Source organism: Streptomyces sp. GDS52 (assembly GCF_052246875.1).
In the GTDB taxonomy this organism is placed as follows: domain Bacteria; phylum Actinomycetota; class Actinomycetes; order Streptomycetales; family Streptomycetaceae; genus Streptomyces; species Streptomyces cathayae.
On the sequence record NZ_JBQQCR010000002.1, the window covers coordinates 113,261 to 132,929 of the forward strand.

General features: G+C 68.8%; 12 protein-coding genes and 2 pseudogenes. 7 read left to right on the forward strand and 7 right to left on the reverse strand.

The genetic code is table 11. The features are described from left to right. Window positions 1-6: 6 nt before the first annotated feature. Together ACTWJ9_RS31175 and ACTWJ9_RS31180 are read left to right on the forward strand one after the other, a co-directional pair. A complete protein-coding gene (locus ACTWJ9_RS31175; RefSeq protein ID WP_384213063.1) occupies window positions 7-543 on the forward strand; it encodes a hypothetical protein in 537 nt (178 codons plus the stop codon). 67 nt (window positions 544-610) lie between these two features. Continuing rightward, window positions 611-2,146 (forward strand): ISKra4 family transposase, encoded by a 1,536-nt coding sequence (locus tag ACTWJ9_RS31180; RefSeq protein ID WP_443296029.1) that lies wholly within the window; start codon window positions 611-613, stop codon window positions 2,144-2,146. Here the strand turns inward: ACTWJ9_RS31180 and ACTWJ9_RS31185 are convergent. Both ACTWJ9_RS31185 and ACTWJ9_RS31190 read right to left on the reverse strand, forming a co-directional pair. Further along, window positions 2,104-2,739, reverse strand: coding sequence for an AbiTii domain-containing protein (locus tag ACTWJ9_RS31185; RefSeq protein ID WP_443296030.1), 636 nt, complete (start codon window positions 2,737-2,739; stop codon window positions 2,104-2,106). The genes ACTWJ9_RS31180 and ACTWJ9_RS31185 overlap by 43 nt on opposite strands. After that, window positions 2,736-3,791 carry a hypothetical protein gene (locus ACTWJ9_RS31190; RefSeq protein ID WP_443296031.1) on the reverse strand — a complete coding sequence of 352 codons (1,056 nt, stop codon included), beginning with the start codon at window positions 3,789-3,791 and terminating at the stop codon, window positions 2,736-2,738. Before ACTWJ9_RS31190 ends, ACTWJ9_RS31185 begins: the two co-directional genes overlap by 4 nt. A 213-nt stretch (window positions 3,792-4,004) precedes the next feature. Between ACTWJ9_RS31190 and ACTWJ9_RS31195 the strand changes: the two genes are divergently transcribed. Further along, window positions 4,005-4,769: a transposase family protein gene (locus ACTWJ9_RS31195; RefSeq protein WP_443296032.1), complete on the forward strand. Its 765-nt coding sequence runs from the start codon at window positions 4,005-4,007 to the stop codon at window positions 4,767-4,769. A 762-nt stretch (window positions 4,770-5,531) separates the two neighbouring features. Here the strand turns inward: ACTWJ9_RS31195 and ACTWJ9_RS31200 are convergent. After that, window positions 5,532-5,909 (reverse strand): annotated as a pseudogene (locus tag ACTWJ9_RS31200) (IS6 family transposase); the annotation flags it as partial. Between the two features lie 144 nt (window positions 5,910-6,053). Further along, window positions 6,054-6,881, reverse strand: a complete 828-nt coding sequence (locus ACTWJ9_RS31205) for an HARBI1 family protein (RefSeq protein WP_279334668.1) — start codon at window positions 6,879-6,881, stop codon at window positions 6,054-6,056. Window positions 6,882-7,655: 774 nt separating this feature from the next. On the opposite strand from ACTWJ9_RS31205, the gene ACTWJ9_RS31210 reads away from it, so the two are divergent. Further along, window positions 7,656-11,693, forward strand: a complete 4,038-nt coding sequence (locus ACTWJ9_RS31210; protein WP_443296033.1) for an NACHT domain-containing protein — start codon at window positions 7,656-7,658, stop codon at window positions 11,691-11,693. Between the two features lie 265 nt (window positions 11,694-11,958). Further along, window positions 11,959-12,831 (forward strand): methylamine utilization protein MauJ, encoded by an 873-nt coding sequence (mauJ, locus tag ACTWJ9_RS31215; protein ID WP_443296034.1) that lies wholly within the window; start codon window positions 11,959-11,961, stop codon window positions 12,829-12,831. Between the two features lie 221 nt (window positions 12,832-13,052). On the opposite strand, the gene ACTWJ9_RS31220 is transcribed toward mauJ, so the two are convergent. Genes ACTWJ9_RS31220 through ACTWJ9_RS31230 form a run of 3 tightly spaced genes read right to left on the reverse strand, consistent with a single transcriptional unit; the run spans window position 13,053 to window position 16,718 of the window. Then, window positions 13,053-15,011, reverse strand: coding sequence for a DUF3732 domain-containing protein (locus ACTWJ9_RS31220; RefSeq protein WP_443296035.1), 1,959 nt, complete (start codon window positions 15,009-15,011; stop codon window positions 13,053-13,055). Between the two features lie 4 nt (window positions 15,012-15,015). Further along, window positions 15,016-15,537, reverse strand: a complete 522-nt coding sequence (locus ACTWJ9_RS31225) for a three component ABC system middle component (protein ID WP_443296036.1) — start codon at window positions 15,535-15,537, stop codon at window positions 15,016-15,018. Beyond that, window positions 15,534-16,718: an ABC-three component system protein gene (locus ACTWJ9_RS31230; RefSeq protein WP_443296037.1), complete on the reverse strand. Its 1,185-nt coding sequence runs from the start codon at window positions 16,716-16,718 to the stop codon at window positions 15,534-15,536. Before ACTWJ9_RS31230 ends, ACTWJ9_RS31225 begins: the two co-directional genes overlap by 4 nt. 971 nt (window positions 16,719-17,689) lie before the next feature. Here ACTWJ9_RS31230 and ACTWJ9_RS31235 point away from each other — a divergent pair. Next, the gene (locus tag ACTWJ9_RS31235; RefSeq protein WP_443296038.1) at window positions 17,690-18,304 is read left to right on the forward strand and encodes a hypothetical protein; all 615 of its coding nucleotides are present in this window, start codon (window positions 17,690-17,692) and stop codon (window positions 18,302-18,304) included. Between the two features lie 115 nt (window positions 18,305-18,419). Next, window positions 18,420-19,661, forward strand: a pseudogene (locus tag ACTWJ9_RS31240) (helicase associated domain-containing protein); the annotation flags it as partial. Between the last annotated feature and the right edge of the window lie 8 nt (window positions 19,662-19,669).

The window sequence follows — 19,669 nt, forward strand, 5'->3', positions numbered from 1 at the left end:
TGGCGAATGGGCTCGTTGTTCGAGGAGTTGGAGGCCCGGGAATCGGCCGCGCGTGAGCGGGCGGATGTCCTGGAGGCGGAGCTGGCCGAGCTGACGGGGCGTCTGGAGGAGGCCCGGGCGGTTCTCGAGCGGTTGCGGGTCACGCGGGAGACGGTGGCCGAGGTGCTGGCCGAGATGGAGCCGCCGGCACCGGTGCCGGAGCCGGCGGCTTCGCCTGCTGGCAGTCCGGTGGTGTCGGCGTATGCGGGTGCCGAGCGGCGGGTGGTGGGAGTGCTGTCGGTGCCGAAGTGGCAGCCGGGCATGGACGTGGGTGTCCTGCCGCGGGAGTACCGGGACATCCTGGAGGTCGTCGAGGATGCGCCGGGGCCGGTGCGGGCCAAGCAGATCGTGCCGAGGATCGGGCTGCCGGTGCAGTCGGGAAAGATCGAGGGCACGCGGGCGAAGCTGAAACGGCTGGTCGAGCGGGGCTGGCTGGACGAGAACGATCCCGGCCTGTTCACCCCCGCCCGCCGCCGACGGACGGATTCGTCCAACTCCCCATAGATACAGGGCTCTTCTCCCTACATTCGAAGGTGCCAACCAAAACGAACCAGGAGAGAAGAGCCCTGGGATGGAACAGTACGACACGACCTGCACCACTGACCCGTTTGCCCGCTCGATCGACGCCTTCGAGACGCTGACACGCACCCTGTCGGGGGCCCCGGCCGCGGGGTGGACCCATGCCGAGCTGGAGGAACACCTCGAGACCGAGGGGCGGGAAGTGCTGCGGCTGCTGCTGCAGGACCACCTCGACCTGCGGGCCCTGCGCGAGGAACGCGAGGCCCGCGACCCGGGCAGCATCCGGCCCACCGGGCCCGAGGGCAGGCCCAGGCCCTGGCTCGAGACCGGGCATTCCCGCCGTCTGGCCTGCCTGTTCGGGCATGTCCGGGTCACCCGTGTCGCGCACCGGGGACCGGGGGTGTCCAACCATCACCTGGCCGACGAGATGCTGTCGCTGCCCGCGGGCCGGCACTCGATGGGTCTGCGCCGCCTCGCCGTGACCGAGGCCGTCCGGGGCTCGTTCGACCAGGCCCACGCGGCCGTCGGGCGACGCTGCGGGAGGGTCCTGGGCAAGCGTCGCCTGGCCGAACTCGTCACCGAGGCGGCCGTGGACATCGACGGCTTCTACCGGGCGAGGATCCCGATGCCCTGCAGCCGGGACATGCCCCTGGTGATCCAGGCCGACGGAAAGGGGGTGGTCATGCGGCCCGAAGCGCTGCGGGAGGCGACCCGCCGCGCGGCCGTCAAGGCAGCGGCCCAGGGACGGCGGGGCCGGCTCACCCCCGGCGAGAAACCGAACCGGAAACGGATGGCGACCGTCGTCTGCGTCTTCGACACCCGCCCGGCCCCGCGCCGCCCGCACGACGTGATCGGCCCACCCGAAGGCCGCAGCGGCGACCGAACCCGTCGGCCAGGCCCAAAAGCGGAGAACAAGTGGCTGACCGCGTCCCTGGTCCGCCCGCCCGAGCAGGTCATCACCGACGCATTCGGCCAGGCCCAGGCCCGTGACCCGCACCACCACCGGCCCTGGATCGTCCTCGTCGACGGCGCCCGCCACCAACTCGACCTGATCCACGCCGAAGCCACCCGCCGAGGCGCGGACATCCACGTCCTGATCGACTTCGTTCACGTCAGTGAGTACGTCTGGGCTGCGGCGCACGCGTTCCACAAGCCCGGCAGCCGCGAGGCGGAAGCCTGGACCGCGGACCGTCTCACCGCGATTCTCGCAGGTCACGCGGCCCGCGTTGCTGGTGAACTCCTGGCCCGGGCCGGCCAGGCGGGCCTCACATCGTCAGGGCGCGAGGCGGTCACCGCATGCCACCGCTACCTCACCGGCCACCTCGACCAGCTCCGCTACGACACCGCCCTGGCCAAGGGCTGGCCCATCGCGACCGGAGCGATCGAGGGAGCGTGCCGGCACCTGATCGCCGACCGCCTCGACATCACCGGCGCCCGCTGGGGTCTGCACGGCGCCGAATCCGTTCTCCGGCTCCGGGCCGTGACCAGCAACGGCGACCTCGACGCCTACCTCGCCTACCACGCGGCCCGCGAACACGAACGCCTCTACCCCACACCCGACCAGGCAACATTCAGCCTCACGGCCTGACCCTGATCATCACTCGAGAAGAGCCGCACCCAACGCAGTTCGGCGACGAACTGCGTGAGGCGAGTGCGGACTTGGTCAAGAATGCCGTGCAGGACGGAGGGAGAGACTGCCCAGTACAGGTCGTCGATGACAATGGTTCGGCTGCGGTATTTTTCCATCGCGCTCATCAGCGTGCGCAGTTCGGCCGCGCCGGGAAGGCTGAGGTGGACTGCTTGGCCGGGCGGAGTCCGTTCGATCAGGTTTTGGAGCTGGCCGACGCCGTAGGGGATGGTCACTTCTTCGCTGATTGTGCCCCTCGTAATGTCGGGAAGGTGCAGGGCGCTGATGGTTTCGCCGTGACGCTGCCAGGTCAGCGAGTGTGAGTCGGCTTGGATGGGCGCGCGCGGGCGCCGGTAGTCCGGAATACTGGAGGCGGACTTGCCTCCGTAGCCCTCCAGTTCGTTGAGCGCCCATTGTTTCAGGGGTTGGGAGGCGGCGTGGCCGCCGATGATGAGCGCGAGGCGCAGCAGTCCGGCGAGCGGGGCGGTGTCGTCGAGGACGCCTTGCTCCAGCTGGTCCACGGGCTGCGGCCCCTGGCGGGCGGGCTCAGTCATCTACCGAGTGCAAAATAGGCGACGATGGCGCCAGCTACCGTTCCCAGGGCACTGACAGCACCCCAAAAAACACCGCTGCGATACCACGGCGCGGGTGTGGCCGGGGCGCTCTGGTCTGGCGGTGCGGGCGGGCCGGCGCTCGCGCGGCCGCCGTGGGAGGCGTGCGCATACGGGGCGTTGACCGTGACGGGCGAGTTGTCGCCGGCGGTGACCCGAACCGAATGGCCTTGCTGGGGATCTTGCGGTGCAGGCAGGTGGCCTCTTCGGCTCATGACGTTCATCAGCTCCTTGTAGCGGTCAAGTACGGTATCGCGGACCTGGGAAAGGCCGTGCAGGGTCTGGGCGTACCGTTCGGGGTCGGTGCGCTGCCACTCTGGCGGGACCTCGGTATACGCGGCGTCGTGGTCGGGGGTGAACGTGCCGTTGATCTCGTCGACGAGACAGGCCAGGGTCTCAGTGAGTCCCTGATGTGCCGCTTCGAGTTCCGGGTCGACGAAGTCGATGACGTCGCGCCGCAAGGCTTCCAGGGCCGAGGCGACGCCCTCGGTGACGAAGTCGGGGATGCGGCGCATCGGCATCCGCTCGGAGAGATAAATCAGCCAGGCGGCGTCCACCGGTACCGCTTCGGCTACCCGCGCGGCCTTGGCCCGGTCGGAACCCGTGGCCGTCACCGATGCGCCCTCTCGGTAGGCCGCCACGACGAAGCCTTCCAGTGCCTGCCTGACGGCGTCGGTGTGACGGGTGAAAGCTACGTCGTCGAGAGCGCACAGGCGCTGCGCGCTGCTGAAGTTCTGCATGTGCAGGTCGAACTGGGCATCGGCGGCAGCCCGGGCAGCTGAGTGAAGGGCCTCGGCCGCCGCCGTGACAGGAGGGGAGGCCGTCAGTTGCACCTCACGAAGCCGGTTCTCCAAGTTCACGACCGCCACATCCGCCTGAGCGACCGACTCCGGCACGGGCGCGTCGGCCGACGGCGCAGGAAGCGCCAGCCAGCCACGGACGAGGACCCCTTGGCTTGCCTGAGCCGCCTGCAGGAACGTCGCGTTGTAGCTCATGGACGGCCTTCCTCGTCACACTGTGATCGGTTGATTCTGCTCCACAGCGGACTCCGTTGGCGCGCGGAGGTACACATGCGGCGGCGATGCCCATCGCCACGGGCGCGGGGGCCTCTCGCAGGAAGGTCCCCTCGGTTGCTGCGCTGACAACGTGGCGAAGCCCCTGGTAGATGGGTTTTCGACCAAGAGAACCGTCTCCACCAGAGGCTTCGCATGCTTGTCTACCCGTCGGGCGTCGACGTGTCCAGCTCTGCCCTGCGCTTCCTGTCCACCCGTCTGCGACAGCACCGTCGCGCGATCGGCTCCCGCTGGAGGCGTCTGAACCCCGGCCGCCAGGCCCTGCTCGCACTCGCCCACCTGCGGATGGGACACACGTATGCCCAGCTCACAGCCGGATTCGACATCGGAACCACGACCGCCTACCGGTATGCCACCGAGGCTGTCGAACTCCTGGCAGGCCTCGCGCCCACCCTGGCCGACGCGATCCGGGTCGCGTCGACGAAGGCGTTCGTGATCCTCGACGGCACACTCCTGCCGATCGACCGCATCGCCGCGGACCGGCCCTTCTACTCCGGGAAACACAAGAAGCACGGGATGAACCTGCAGGTCCTCACGGATCCCTTCGGCCGGCTGCTGTGGGCCTCGCTGGCCCTGCCCGGCGCCGTCCACGATGTCCGCGCGGCTCGCGAACACGGCATCGTCGACGCCCTCGCCGCGGTCGGCATCAAGTGCTGGACGGACAAGGCATATCGGGGTTCCGGCGGAACCGTCCGCACCCCCTACTGGGGCCGCTGGGAAACCCTTTCCGCCGGTCAGAAGGCCGTCAACCGGTCCCACGCGAAGATCCGCGCACTCGTCGAGCAGGCCATGGCCACCCTCAAAGCCTGGAGACTCCTCCGCAAGCTCCGATGCTCGACCACCCGCATCACCGCTCTCGTCCAAGCCATCCTCGCCCTGCATCTGGCCAGCTCAGAGTGAGGACGGAAAAGGCTCACTGCCTTGCACAGGAACTCCTTGCCGCGGTCCACCCGCACCCTGCCGGGCAGACCACCGCGCGGCCCGTAAGGTCCGACACGGCTGATCCCCGTCTGCAGCGCCGCCAGCACCGCGTCACGTGACGGCTCATGCGGAGTGACCGCCACCCCCACGATCACCTTCGCCGCGACATCGATGAACCACGTCACCCACGGACACACCGCCCGCCCCTCGACGTCCACCCGCACCGGGATCCGCTTGTGATCGCCCTCCCAGCAGGCGTTGCGGTGCGTCGGCGGCCGCTTCCCGAACACGTCATGGCGCCGGCGGCCCGCCTCCCCCGTGCGCAGCCCGCCCGCTCCCCCGCCGACACGTCCCGCACCACCGCACGATGAAGCACCGAGAGAGAAGGAACCGGACCAGACGAAGGATCCTCCGCCGCCCGAGCGGCAAGCTCACGGTGAACCGCAGAGACGTTCCCGCCCCACATCACGAGCAGATCGCGAATCTCCCGCGTCACCCTGAAACGGGGCCGCGGCCGCGGCCCCGTCCGGCCCTCGCGACGCGCTACGGACAGCCAGTTCCACACCGTGCGCTCCGACACGTCCAACGCCGAAGCCATCAAACGCACATGAGCCGTACTCAACTCGCCTTCAGGCCGTGATCATCGGCTCGATCAACGCCCTCGAGGGCGTTGTCACGTTGTTGAGGGTGTGAGTGCCTGACGGTGTGTCGGGTGTGGTGGGGTCAGCTTCCGCTCCGTGCTCAGGCCGCGGCAGACAGGCCGGCGACGCCGGTGACCTGCTCCCAGATAGCGAAGCGGATGGTCATCTCGGCGCGGTGGTCAGAGGCGGTCATCCGGTGGCGGTGAGGGCGGAAGTGCGGCGAGATGCCGCTGAACGCGGCCAGGAACCGCTGGGCTCCGCCGACGCTGCGGAAGCCTTTCATCACGCGTTCACGCTGCCGCGTGGGCTGGTGGCTGTTCTCCGCCCGGTTGTTCAGGCCCTTGTGGGAGCGGTGCTCGACCGAGGGCATCACCTCGCGGTGGGCCGCACCGTAGGAGCGCAGTTTGTCGGTGACCACCACCCGCGGCACCGAGCAGGTCTTCTTGAGTAGTGTGCGGAAGAACCGCTGGGCCGCAGAGAGAGGTGAACAGCATTAAGAAGGCGACGATCGGGTGGTACACGGCGGGTGCACTGTTCGCGATCGCCTGTGTGGCGGGTCCGGCGCTGCTGTTGGAGGACAGTGAATCTTTGCCAGTAACGGATCATGACGTTGCGTGATCGTTCAGATGGTGCGGTCGTACTCGAGCTGGAGCAGGACGAGGGCTGCGGCGGCGATCTGCGTGATCCGGCTGGGGTCGAGGCTGACCCTGCGCAGGGCCTTGAAGGTGGTCTTGAGCAGGGAGTTGGCGCGCTCGCAGACGCCGTGGATGCCGCGGATGACCTTGTTGTAGGTCTGCTGGGTCTCGGTCAGCTTGCCGCCCGCGGGCTTCTTGTGCGGGTGGCGGAAGCCGTCGCCGGCGTTCTCGTAGCCGAGGTCGACCAGGGTCGGCATGTCCAGCTCGGCGGCGATGCGGCCCAGGCCGTCGATCAGGCCGTGGCGGCGGGCGCAGGTGGTGTCGTGCTCGCGGCCGGGCCGGACCGGTGAGACCCAGATCGGCCAGCCGTCCGGGGTGGCGATGACCTGCACGTTTCCTCCGTGGTGCTGGTGCTTCCCGGACCACCACAGGTCCGCGCCGTTGGGGCCGGGGGCGGCGACGCGGTCGGTGCGGATGATGGTGCCGTCGAGGTTGAGATGCGTCAGCCCGGCCGCCTTCGCGCGCTCCAGCGCGGTCGCGAGGTCCGGTGCCCCGGCGGACAGCACGGTCAGTCCTTCGTGGAGGTAGCGGTAGGCGGTGGAGGTCGACAGTCCGTTGTCGCAGGCGAGTTGGGACAGGCGGGTGCCGTCGGTGAACCAGCGCAGGATGAGCACCGCCTGCTTGAAGCAGCCCAGTGCACGCCGTCCCTTGCGGGTCCTGGCCGCGATCCGGTGGTCGTGCAGCAGTCGGGCCAGGTGCTCGGCGGTGGACCGCTTCACATCGAGTACGGCGGTGTATGTGACACTGGTCGGCACGTAAGGCCCCTCGGTCGGATCTTTCTGTCGCAAGATCGTTCCTACCAGGGGCCTTATGCCTGCCCGGACTTGGGGATGCCACGGGCCGCAGTGCCAGCATCGCGATCACAGCGAGCAACCACCGCTTACCGGGAAGGGCTCAGTGAGGGACCTCAAATCCCCCCGGGCTTCAATTACACAGACTCCTCGCCCGAGCCCACGATCACCGAGCCGCCAAAGTCGGCGACCGCGGAGTTCCCCACGTTCATCGCATGTCCGGGGGTTCTCGGCACGAGCACCTCTTTTACGGAAGACGTCATAGTCGTGGTTACGAGCAGAGACGTAACACCCGACCTGGCAGTCACTGAGCTCTCTGTTGGCTCTCCAGGCGTCCGCGGGGGCACATGCCAAGCCCGCATCGTCCTGTCGGGACCTGTGCTTCCGGACGACCTCCAAATTGACGGTTCCGTGCCAGCGGACGCGGACCCCTGGACGCCGCGCCGCGTCACGGTGTCGCTCGGCGAAGACGTCGCGCTCGTGTGGCAGCGCACAAACCCCGATGAGTGGATCGTCGAAGCAGGCTGAGCTCGCTGAGAAGTGCCGAGCAGAGCACAGCGTCGCACTGTGCCATGGTCGGCACCGGTACACGGTATTGGCTGCTGTCCTTCGACCGGTTGGGGGCTGAGGCGAGCGCATGCCGTGCTGCGAGTCGGCGAAGTCCCGAGGCTTCCTTTGTGCCCGCATGTGAGGATGTGCTCGCGCGCGGGGCGGTGTAGAGGCGGTCAAGGGGGTTCGGTGGGGTTCGTTGCTGGCGATCAGCTTGTGTGGAGCCGGTGGTGGGGACCGGAGCAGATCGAAACCCAGCTGTTCGGGGGCGTGCTGCCAGATCCGCGTGACTACGACGCGCGTTTCTTCAACGGGCATCTGAAGGAGCTGAAAGATTTCGCGGCGTGCCGGGCGCTGGTGTTGTTGGGCGAGCCGGGGGCGGGCAAGTCGTTCGAGTTAGAGAAGGAGATCCAGCGGCGAACGTCTTCAGGTGAGCGTGTCGAGCCCATCTTGCTGCGGGAGTTCTCGACCCCGAGCGAGGTACGGGAGGCAATACGTGACGCAGTCGCCGGGTGGCATGAGACCGGTTCACCGGGAGATCTGACCTTAGCGTTCGACGGTTTCGACGAGCCGCTGTTCGCCATCGGCAACCTGGCCGACGTGCTGGAGCGGGAGCTGGCCCGGCTCGATCCCGAACGCCTGCGTGTGCTGATCACCAGCAGGAGGTCGGTGTGGCGGGGACGGCTGGAGGCGGCTTTCGCGCAGTGGTGGCCTAATTCATCCTCGGCCACACTGCTTCTGGCGCCGCTGACGGAGCGGGACATCCGGCAGGCCGCGGCCACGGAGCTCACCGATCCGGACGGCTTCGTTACGTCGCTAAAGACAGCCGACGTGCAGTTGCTGGCGGCCTCCCCCATGACGCTGCGTCTGCTGCTGGCGGCGTACGTGAAAGGGAACATGCCGTCGCAGCGCAGCCATATCTACGCTCTGGGCGTGACCGGGCTGGCTGCAGAGGCCAACACGGACCGAGCGGATCGGGGCCGGGAGGGGCCGCCGCTGACGCAGCGGCTCTCGGCCGCACAGCAGTTGGCTGCGGTCAGCCTGCTGTCGGGGCGCACCCAGGTGACCCGGCGGTCCCAGCCTCTGCAGGAGGAGGGCGCCCTGAGCCTGGACGAAGTGGACGATTCCGCAGCCGCCCTCGATGCACTCGAGGCCGTCTTCGACAGCGCGCTGCTCACGGACGGCAGAGCGGGCAGGACGTGGACGCATCGCAGCGTCCAAGAGTTCCTGGTCGCGCGGCGCTGTGAGGACCTGGCTTTGGCGAGCGTGCAGCATCTACTGGCCGATCCATTGCACCCAGCACGGGTCCTGCCGCAACTGGCAGGAGTCGCGGCGTGGTTGGCGGCTTTGCGCGCGGACGTGGTGGAGTGGCTGGCTGCTGCGGAGCCAGAGGTGCTGGTGCAGGCCGATCTGCGGGGTCTCCCGGAGCCCCAGCGGGCCCGGGTGGCCGGGGCGGTAGTGGCGAAGTTGTCTGTCGCTCCGGTACCGGGCATTCGCTCCGGCTACGCCGGGCTCCTGCACGCCGGCCTCGGCGCGCAGCTCGCCCCCCTGCTGCGGGCGGGCGGGCCGGCGTGGCAGCAGCAGGAAGCCGCCCTCATTATCCAGGCAACCGGGCTGCGTAAGCTCGACGCGCAGCTCATGGAGCTGCTCGAAGGGATCTCCACCGATCGGGGCAGAGAGGGCTACGACGAACGCATCCGCGCGGCGGAATGGGCTACCCGGGCCCTTCAGGGGACACAGGACTCCCAGATCCTTGACCGGGCGATGCGTCTTGCCGCGGACGCCGAGCGGCCCTGGCCATTGCGCGCTGAGCTGCTGGCCGTGCTGTGGCCGGAGCACGTCGACATGTCGTGGCTGCTGGCAGTGGTGGCGGAGCCGGACCGGGCGCCGCACAGCAGCATGGGACGGCGGGTCGTTGCCATGTTGGCGCGCCAGTCACGGGCCGGCCGGTGCAGCATCGAAGACCTTGAGGCATGGGCCGCGCCCCTCACCTCCGGCGCCCATGCGAACCCTATGGTGCGGCGGATGCTCGGCCGCACCGCCTGGACCGCTGTCCAGACCTCTGCGGTCGGCAGCAGTGCGTGGCGCGCGGGTACGAGACTTTTGGACGCGCAGTGGGCCGCCAATCACTCGCTGCAGGGAGTCAGCGCCCAGGAGATCACCGCACTGGAGCGCGACCGCCGCCGGCAGCTGGTATGGGACCTGGTGTATCGGGCGGGGAACGGGCATGCGGTCGCCGCACGGATGCGGGACGTGGGCATGCTGCGCGTCGAGGACGTCGAGTGGTGGTTGGACGATCTGCGACGAGTCGAGGCGGAGCGCTCAGGCAGCGCGCCAGCGTTCTTCGCCCTGTATGCGCTGGCGGACGCCGTCGATGAAGAGGAGGCGGCCCGTGTCGTTGCTGCGGCCGAGGCAGCCGCGCCGCGGTGGGAGGCCCTGTCCGCCCGCTTCGCTCCCGCCGCGCGCGCTGAACGCGCCCGTCAGCGGCAGGTGTCCGTGCAATGCGGCGGACGCTGGAGCGCCGAAGGCGCCTTGGGCGAGACGGATTTCGCCGCTTTGATGCGAGCCCTGCATCATGAGGTGGGCGTCTCGGCCCGAGCACGACCTGTTCCCGCCTGGCCCGCCCTGACCAAAGCCCAGCAACAGACCGTCGCCGAGCGGGCCCTGTCGTTTCTGTGTACCGGTCCGGACGCCGCCGACGAGGTCGGCGCCGACCTCATCACCAACGCCTGCCGGGTAATCGAGGCTTTTGACCGGACCCTGCTCGACCGGGTGCCGGTCGAGCACTGGCTGCGGTGGCTGCCCGGGCTGTGGGAGGTGCCGGGCGGCTTTGCGCTGCTGTCGTCGGCGCTCAAGCGGGCAGGCGCGTACGACGAGGACGCCACGGTCGGATTCCTCACCCAGGTGCTGACTTCGGACGTTGCCGCCGTCGCCTTCCATCAGAGGCATATGCGACTGCCGCAGCTCAGCGCGCAGGCCTTGGACCGCCTCCGCGCGGACCGCCCCTCGGGCCAAGCCCTGGCCGCGCTTCTCGATATCGCCGCCGCAGCGCTGCCCGCAGAGACGGCGCAGACGGCCCTGGGCCTGCTGCAACGCAGCGCGGCCGTCTGCGCGGCCAACACCGGGGATGCATCCGTTGACCGGGACACCGCGGTGGCGTCAGGTGCCTGCCTGGCCGCGTGCCCGATGACTCCACCCGTGTTCGACGGCCTGATCGAGATCTTCGAAGACGACGTCCAGCTCGCGCGGGACATCATCGGCCAGGCCCACAGGAACGGGAACAACGCCTGGTCCGCTCTGACCCCGTCGCAGCGCGGCCGGCTGTACCTGTGGGCACACCGGGCACTTCCTCGGCAGCTAGTGGCCCCCGGAGGCGTCGTGCGCAGCAGCCCCGTCGACGAATTCGCCTCCACCATCGCGGGCCCGCTCCTCTCGCAGCCGTCCCTGGACCACGCCGCCGTCCTGGACGGCCTCGCCGCGCAAACCGGCAGCGTGTGGCTGCACGCGGACGCCGTGCAGATGCGGGACACCGTGCGCGCCCAGGCCTGGCGGCCGCCCACGGTCGCAGAAGTACGAGAGGTTCTCACCGCACCGTCCCGTCGGATCATCGGCTCCCGCGAGCAACTCGCTGCCGTGATCGCCGAGGCGCTGGGGGACATCGCTGACGCCTTGCGCACCGATCGGGCGCTGCGCGCCCAGCTCTGGCACCGCCAGCGCCGGGACAACGACTGGGTCGGGTATGTGCCCGCGGAGGAGCGCGAGGTGTCGACCTGGCTGGCCCGTGAGCTCGAGCGACGGCTGCGGGAACGGGCAGCACTCTTGCGGGAGGTCGAGATCAACCCGCGCCTGGCGAAGACCGATGGCGACATCCCCGACCTGCTGGCCCTCGCCCACACCAGCGGCGACCAGGCGCTGTCCGTGCCTGGCGAGGTGAAGTGCAGCTGGCACAGACAGGTCGTCACCGCCATCCGGGACCAGCTCGGCCAGCGCTACCTGCAGGGCCCCCACGGGACGACGGGCGTGTACGTGGCTGTCTACTTCGGCGGCAGTGCCTGGGACACCGGCGACAGCCGACGCGCGCAGTCAATCCGCCGTAGCCTGGACCGGCTCCGGCAAGAACTCGATCACCACGCAGCCGATCTGGCCGGGCAAGGCATCACCGCCCACGTCTGCGTCCTGGACGCCTCGCTGGAAGCCGACGCCCTGCCCCGCAAGAGCCCGGGATGAGCAAAGCCGAGACGGCGAACGCCACAACCGAAAAGAGCAGAACACAGCCGGGGCCGGCCCCCGGACGTCCGGCTCGTGCAACTCTGCTCTCCGACGGCCTGGGCTCACTGCGCGTTCCTACGCCAGGGGTGCGCTGCAGCCGGCCTTTCAGACTGGAACACCGCCGCGAGTACCGGCGTACGAGCTTGCCTTTGGTACTGCGGCTTCACGCAACCGCCCTGGAGCGGACGCTGGTCGCCTGCGGAGGGCTGCCTATCCTTCCTGCATGGCTCAAGGAATCGACTGGCCGAGTCTTGCGTACGGCATCCGCATGCCCGGCCTAAGCATCGAGGAGTTCGAAGCCGACGGCAAGTGGGGCATGCAGGAACTCTCTCCTCTGGGGCTGCTCGTACCCCTCCCCCTCACTGCGGAGGGCGTCTATGAAGCTTCGCTCACCGCACCCTCGCTCGAGGACGTGCTTTTCGTGGCAGACTGCATCGCTTTCGACCACGACTCCCCCACCGTCGTCGTCCCCCTCCAAGAGCTGGCCACGGCACCCTACGAGCCGGTCGGGCACGACCGGCCGTGGATTGCGGCCAATCGCACGTACCGCGACATCCTCGATTCCGTCGCCGAGCAAGCCCACGAGATTCGCTACACCGACGCGCTGCGGCTGCGGTACGGCACATACGGCGACCCTCTAACACGGTTCAGCGGCCGGTTCGCCGGGCGCAGCGAGCCGCTTGCCCTCTACGCCACAGCCATCAGGCACGTTGATCTGCTCGCCGAGTACATGGGGCTCTACCGCGTGCTGGAAACACCGCGCCGCGACAACGGCCTGGGGTTCATCACGGACCACCTCGATTCCCTTGAGCGATACGACTTCGGGAAGCTGCTAACCATTCCGGCGTTCCTCCCCCGGCACGCCGAGGAGCCCATCGAGGTGTTCTCCGTCCTCAGGGAGCGAGCGCTCGGCCGCTTGGAGGCCCTGAGAACGGCCGGCATCGACACCGCCAGGCACCTCTACGCCATCCGCAACGGACTGGCGCACGGCAAGCAGGACCTGATCCTCAACGACTTCGGCAACGCCGTAGATGCCGTGGCGGCCGACCTGCCCCTGCTGAAACTGCTGGCGCGTATCGCGGTCGAGCAAGGGTGACTGTCGCTGCCGCTGCATCGCAGGTGACGAAGGCCTGCGGGCGACGAGTGCGAATCAGCGACGGCTGTCGGCAACAACGCTGAGATCATGGGCGCTGGCAGCAACGCCTGGCCGCCTACACCGACTTCCCCATATGAAGCGGTAGGCCCGTGCAGATGTGCTGGAGCGCTATTGCCGTGGCTGAAGGCGCGGGCCGAAGGCGAGCGGGTGGCTGCCGGGGGTCACCGGGCTTTGCGGGGCAGACTGCGGGGACTAGCCGCGTCGGCCCAGTGCACAGGGACGAGCTTTTCACTGCGTCGCCACTGGTGCACGATGGCCTCCTGGAACCACGGTGCCGGGAAGTCCACGTGGTCGCAGACGATGACCTGCAGTTCAGGGGCTAGGTCCTCGACCACCTCGTGGACCAGCTGGAACAGCCGCTCCGCCGCAAGGGCGTCTCCGTGGTCGTCGCCGTTGTGGGCGGCGGGAGGGAACCAAACTTGGGAGGGCTGGTCCAAAAAGAGGATGCGCGGTACCGGCCTGCGCTGGCGTACGAAGTAGCGGTGCAGTGCCAGGTGGGCCAGGACGTGGTAGCCGACCCAGTTCTGTCCGCTGCCCAGTCTTGAGAGCGGGATCCTGCCTGCGTCGGTGACGAACTCGACCGTCAGCAGATCGAGGTTGAGGTGCACGCCTTGGCTGCCGTGTTCGAGCTGCAGCTGATGGGCCCACAGGGTGATGTCCCGGTTGACGGGAACGAGCCGGGCGAGGACTTGCTTGCGTTGCGTGTGGGGGTCGAGTTCAGCTTCTAGTGCCTCCACGGCGGCCCGCGCCGTGTCCCGTGCCTGGCTGAGCCGTGCCAGGTCGGCGCCCATGGTGCGCTGCAGAGCGGTGAGCATGCCGTGGATGCGGCCGCGGGCGAAGTCGATGCGATCCGGGCGCGGGAGGTGCTCGTTGGTTTGGTCCACCTGGGCGAGAGCCTGCAGGGAGTGCTCGGCCGCACGGAGCCGGCTGCGCAGCCGGGTGGTCTGCTGATGGAGGGCCTCGAGAGCGGCACGTCGTGCCGGGCGGATGGCGTCGATGCCGTCCATCTGCCGCTGGAGACGGTCGAGGCTGCTCCTGAGCGTGGTGATCGACGGGTCCGGTTGAGGCAGGACGGAACCGCACAGTACGCAGGTTCCCGCGTCGTCGTCCTGAGGTGGGGGGATGAGGTGGAGGCTCGCCAGCCTGCCTCGCGGAATGCGCGCGGAGGCGGTGTAGTCGTCTGTGGCGGCGGTCTCGGCCAGGAGCAGGCGGCGGTCTGCCGCGAGGGCCCTGAGCTGCTCGCGCAGGTCGGTGCAAGCGCGTTCGAGGTCGAGTTTGCGCTGGTCCTCCTCGTGCGCGCAGGGCGGTTCGGTGGCGGGTGAGAGAACGGCATCCTGGAGGGTCTGCATGGCCTGGACGTGGTCATCGGGCGGAGCTGGCGCTGGAACCAGGTTCAGAGCGTGGGCTTCATGCCAGAGGGCGGCAAGGGCTATGTGGGCGGTGTCGCTTGGGTCCTGGGCCCGCTCGAGGTCTTTCTCCGCTTGTTTGAGCCGGCTGCGTGCGGCGTTGAGCTGCGCATACTTGCGCGCCTGGTCGTGGGGGGCTGCGCCGAGGAAGTAGGGCAGCGTCTGTTTGAGGTCGGCGGCGACGTACCGGTCTCTTTGCCGGTGGAAGAGGTGGTCCCTGTCGGCGATCTCGTTTTGGCCTTGCAGGCACAGCAGCGTTGCATGGCCGAGGTGGGCGCCGGTGGATGAGGGGCCACTGCCGCGGGGGGTAATGCTGTGGTTCTCCTCGATGCCGATGAACCGGCCCAGTCGCTGGCGCAGTGTGTGGCGGTCGGTGTTCGGTGCGAGGTCCGTGTAGGGCAGTGGCTCGAGGTCGGGACCGAATCTCAGCATGGCCTGTTCGACGGTCTTCTTGCCGGGCCCGGGGGCGGGGCGGGCGGCGAAGGCGCGTGTGGTGTCCAGCTGGAACAGGGCTGCGTACCAGACGACGGTGTCGGTCATGGGGCCGATGGGGAAGGTGGCCGTCTTACTGCCTGTGCAGTACTCGAAGATCTCGAGCAGTGTGCTCTTTCCTGTGGCGGACTGGCCGGTGACGACGTTGAGTGCGCCCGGCCTGAAGCTGACGACGCGGCGGCCGCCGTCGGCGTTGTAGAGGATGAGGGCGAGCAGTTGCACGCGATCAGGGTCCCACGCCGAGGCCGGCGAAGACGGCGGCTGTCTCGTTCTCGGCCATCCACCCGCCGATAAGGCGGGCGCTGCGCAGGATGTCGTGCATCTCGGTCTCCTGGGGTGGTGTGGTGTGCGGCCGGGTGGCGGGCTTGAGGCAGTCGTGGTGCAGTTCGAGCACGTGGTGGCGGAGTGCGAATCGCAGTCCCGTCCGTACCGGTGCCACCAGGACCTGTGCACGGCGGGGGAAGCCGGCTCGCAGTACGGGGTGGTGGCTTATCCAGGTGGACAGGTGGGTGCGGGTGCTGGCGGGCAGTGCTTCTCGTGTGCCCTGGTGCAGTGTCAGGGGGGCGATGATGAAGGACAGCGTCCACGGCATGCCTGATGTATGCCGGCGTGTGTAGGCGTCGGCGGCGGTGGACAGGAGGGTGGCGATCAGTGCAGGGTTGAGCATGGCGGCAACGAGGGCTGCCGGTTCGTTCCAGGCGGTTTCTGCGGCGGGGGCACGGATCTGCCCGGTTGGGGGGGTGCTCATGATCGCGCCTGCAGGGTGTGCATGCGGTCCCGGAAGTCGGGGTGCCATCCCACGCGTCCTGTGTCTGCGAGCTCGTGGCGCTGGCCGCGGACGAAGAATCCCTCGTGGTATCTGCCTTGCAGGCAGGGGCCGTTGCGCTGGGAGAGGTCTTTGAGGAGTCTGGCACCTGCTCGTTGCCTGGCCGCTTCATCGGCCGTGGCGGCAAGTTCGATCTGCATCCACTCGAACTCGGTCTCCCACTCGTCGACGAGGTCGCGGCTGAGAGCGGTGAGTTCGTCCGCTGCGACGAGGTCTTCGGCTATCCAGCGGATGGCCTGGGTCTGTGCACGGTGGTAGTCGATAATCGAGCGCCGGAGGTTCAACGGCGGGTAGGCCACCCATCTCATCTGATGGACGAAGGGACTGTCGGTGTAGGCCGTGGTGAGGGTGTCGTCTTCCGTCTCCTCGCGGGCTGCGACGGTGGGGAGCCGACTGCGGGTGAACTGGTCGCGCAGGTCAGCGATGGCTGCACGGGCCATTCCGACGTCCACAGCACGTCTGCGCCTCTGCAGCAGTTCCAGCGCCCGCTCGTCCCACCACTGCCACACCATGGCCAGGAAGAGTTCCTCGTGCCCGGGCGGCACGCTCCATCGGAGCTCCGCGCGGACGAGGGCGGGAACGTCCTCGATGTGTGGTGAGGCGTCCATCACGGTGATCCGCGAGACGAATGCGGCGCGGTCCGCCAGCCCCAGCGCGAGGAACTGCTCACGAGCCTGTCGGACACGCCCGGAGGCCTGGTGCAGGGCGGCGCGCTCCAGCGCGCTCAGGGCCACCTGTTCACTGCGTGAGTGGGGTCGAAGGGCGGCCATCGCGCTGCCGGGACTGGCCTGCTGGGTGGAGACAAGCACCAGCGCCGGCCCCTCGACATCGCAGAGCACCGCCGTGTCCATCCAGTTCTTCAGCGTCAACCACACGTCGGGGGAGGCGTCCGTGAGCCGTCGGTCACTTTTCTGGCGGTGTTTGATCTGCAAGAGTTCCGTCGCTGATCCGGCCTGCTCCCATGCGATGTCGTCATGGAGTTCCAGGCAGATCGCCGCGTCGGGGCGGGCGTGATCGGCCCTCAGCAGCTCCAACAGCGCCCACCAGGTTTGGTGTTGGTAGCCCAGCGCGCTGGCTGCGGCGCTGTGTACGGACTCCGCCATACCGCCACTCCCCCTGGCTACTGAATGCGTGACAGGTCCCCCGTCGTTCGGGGGCCTTTGCGGGGCAGCCGCTCCCAGCGATGTCCGTTGTACCTCATCATGGCCTGCTTTCCGGCGCCTTTGGCGCCCTGCACTCCGGCAGGCTTGTTCCAACGGGTGCGAAGGCGGAACAAGTCCCGTTCTGTTCCACCCGTGACGCGCTCACCGTGCTCCCCAGGTCGATGCCTGAGGTTCCCCGACGACGAGGAGACCCTGCGGGCGGTCGGCCAGCTCCTCGCCGCTGTCACCGCTGTGGCCGCCGAGCCCACCTATGCCACCTCTTCTGGCGCGGCCAGTACGTGCCCGAAGCCCGCTTCCACGACGAGGTCGACCGGCGCGCCCTCGACCGCCACTACCGGTGGCTCCTCAGCCCTGAGCAGTCAACGCTCCTGTTGAGCAGGCCACGGAGACGCCCTACAAAGCCGCAGGTCAAGCCAACTCGCAGACACACACTCAGCACAGCACCAGAAAACTACCAATCAGTAACTTCTGTTGAACACCGCTCTCCAAAACCGAGCAACATCCTGGTCAGCACCTAAAGGACTGCTCAGCTCCAAGAGAGCCGCAACAACAACCTCCGTGCTGCGGTCGCGCCGGCCGAGATCAGCCCCGTCAGAAACAACAGCCGGGTAACGGCCGCCGCGCAGCGGCTGATACCAGAACTCCACCGCCGGTGGCTCAACGCGAAGCCCGACGATGGGGAGGCGCTCTCCGCGCGGGCCGGTAGCCTGCTGCCGCCGCTCATCGACGACGCGGCCGAGGACTCGTACTACCGGCGAGCGCTGGAGGCGCTCTTCGCCGCGCCCGTGAACCTGGCCGAGCGCGGGCCGTGCCGGCTCTGCGGGCGCTCCGCTCAGTCGGCCCGCCCAGGATTGTTCTACTGCCACGGCTGCTGTGCCCTGGCGAGCCGCGGGGTGCTACGGGACACCGGAGTGGACGGGGCGTGGACGGAGGCGATCGTGTACGCCCTGCGCAGGCTGGCGGAGGCCGAGTTCTCCGGGCCGCCGTCCCTCACCCAGCTGGACCGTGTCGGAGTTCCCTTCGAGGACCACGCCCTGGTCGACGAGGTGCTGCTCTGCCGTTTCCTGCTGCCGCGTCCCAACTTCGCGTTGCTGAGTGCGCGGCCGACGCGCCCGGCCCGCACCTGGACGGAGTGGCTGGCATACGCAGGGCTCCTCACAGACGGGCTCCGCACCTCGATGGGTACAGCGACCACGGCCACGGACGGTCATCCGTGCCGCTCCTTGTTCGAGCGGCACGTGGACGACTTCCTTCATCACTGGGGCGTGGCTCATGAGCCGGAGCCCTCCTACCCGCGCCATCCGGAACTCAACACGACCGGCCTACGGGCGGACTGGCGCCTGGCTGACGGCACGTTCGTCGAGGCCCTGGGCCTCATGACGAAGAAGGCGTACGTGGCGAAGGTCGCCCGCAAGCGGGAACTGGCCCGCCACCACGGCCTGCGGCTCATCACCGTCACGGCCGAGGACCTGAACCGCCTGCCGGAGATCTTCGCGGACTGGCTCCCCAAGGGCTCGACCGGCTGAGGCTGGAGAAAGCCGGTTCCGTCGACTTGGAAGAGCCCGAGGCAGCAGCACCGGCCCATGAACTCGACCATGGCAGGGACCATCATCGCTCACTGTATGTCGCCCTCACCAGGGCACGGCACATTGCAAGCCGCTCGTGGCCGTGCTCCAGGGCCTGCGCAGCCATGATGAACGACTCGTGGAGCAGCTCGCCTGCCGCGCCCTCACCCACGGACAACGCACCGTGCACATCCGACGCGATGAGGACGGGCGCATCATCGGCGCCGGCGGCGAGAACGACGGCGAGGACCAGGAGCAGGACGACACCCAAGCCGCTGCCGAGTCGGCCCTGCTGCACTTCTCCACACCGCGCGACGCGGCCACCATCGCCGCGTTCCTGCGCACGCGGGTGTACCGGCCCGAGTCCCTGGTGTGGCTCGAGGGCTACCAAGCCCTCATCCGCTGGCGGAAGGAAAACGAGATCACCGGCCTGCACGCCGTGCCCTATGACGTCGAGGTCGAGGTAGGCGTGACGAAGGACTTCCCGCTGGGCAGGTGGGTGCACCAGCAGCGCAAAGCACTGCGGGCCGGAGAGCTCGAGGAGCGGCGCAAGACTCTGCTGGACGCGCCGGAGGCCGGGATGGTGTGGGAGCCGGGTGAGGAGGCGTGGGAGGCCAAGCTCGCCGCGCTCCGGTCCTACCGGCGCGCCACGGGGCACCTCGCACCCCGCCAGGACGCCCTCTGGGACGACCCGGCCGACGGCCGGCCCGTGCCCATCGGGCAGCACATGGCCAACCTCCGCCGCAAGGGCGGCCTCGGCAAGAACCCGCAGCGGGTCGCCGCGCGCGCGGAGCAGCTGACGGCGATCGACCCGGACTGGAACTGCCTGTGGCCGCTGGACTGGCAGCGGCAGTACCGCGTGCTCGCGGACCTGGTCGACGCCGACGGCCACCTGCTCGACATCGCCCCCGGCGTGCTGATGGACGGCGACGACCTGGGCAAGTGGCTTCAGCGGCAGAAACAGCCGGGTACCTGGAAGCAGCTGTCCGCCGAGCAGCAGGAACGACTGACCGCGCTGGGCATCAAGCCCGCCTCGGCGCCGCCTGGCGCCCCGGCAGCCGGGCGTACGGCAAAGGGCCCGAGCAAGGCGCAACAGGCATTCCAACGCGGACTCGCGGCCCTTGCACAGTGGGTGGCGCGGGAAGGTGCCCACCGGCCGGTGCCACGCGGCCACAGCGAACAGATCACCATCGACGGCCAGACCGAGCCGGTCACCGTGAAGCTCGGCGTATGGATCTCCAACACCAAGTCGAGGCGCGACAAACTCACGGCGGAGCAGCAGGGCGCGCTGCGGGAGTTGGGCGTGGAGTGGGCGTAGGCAGCTCG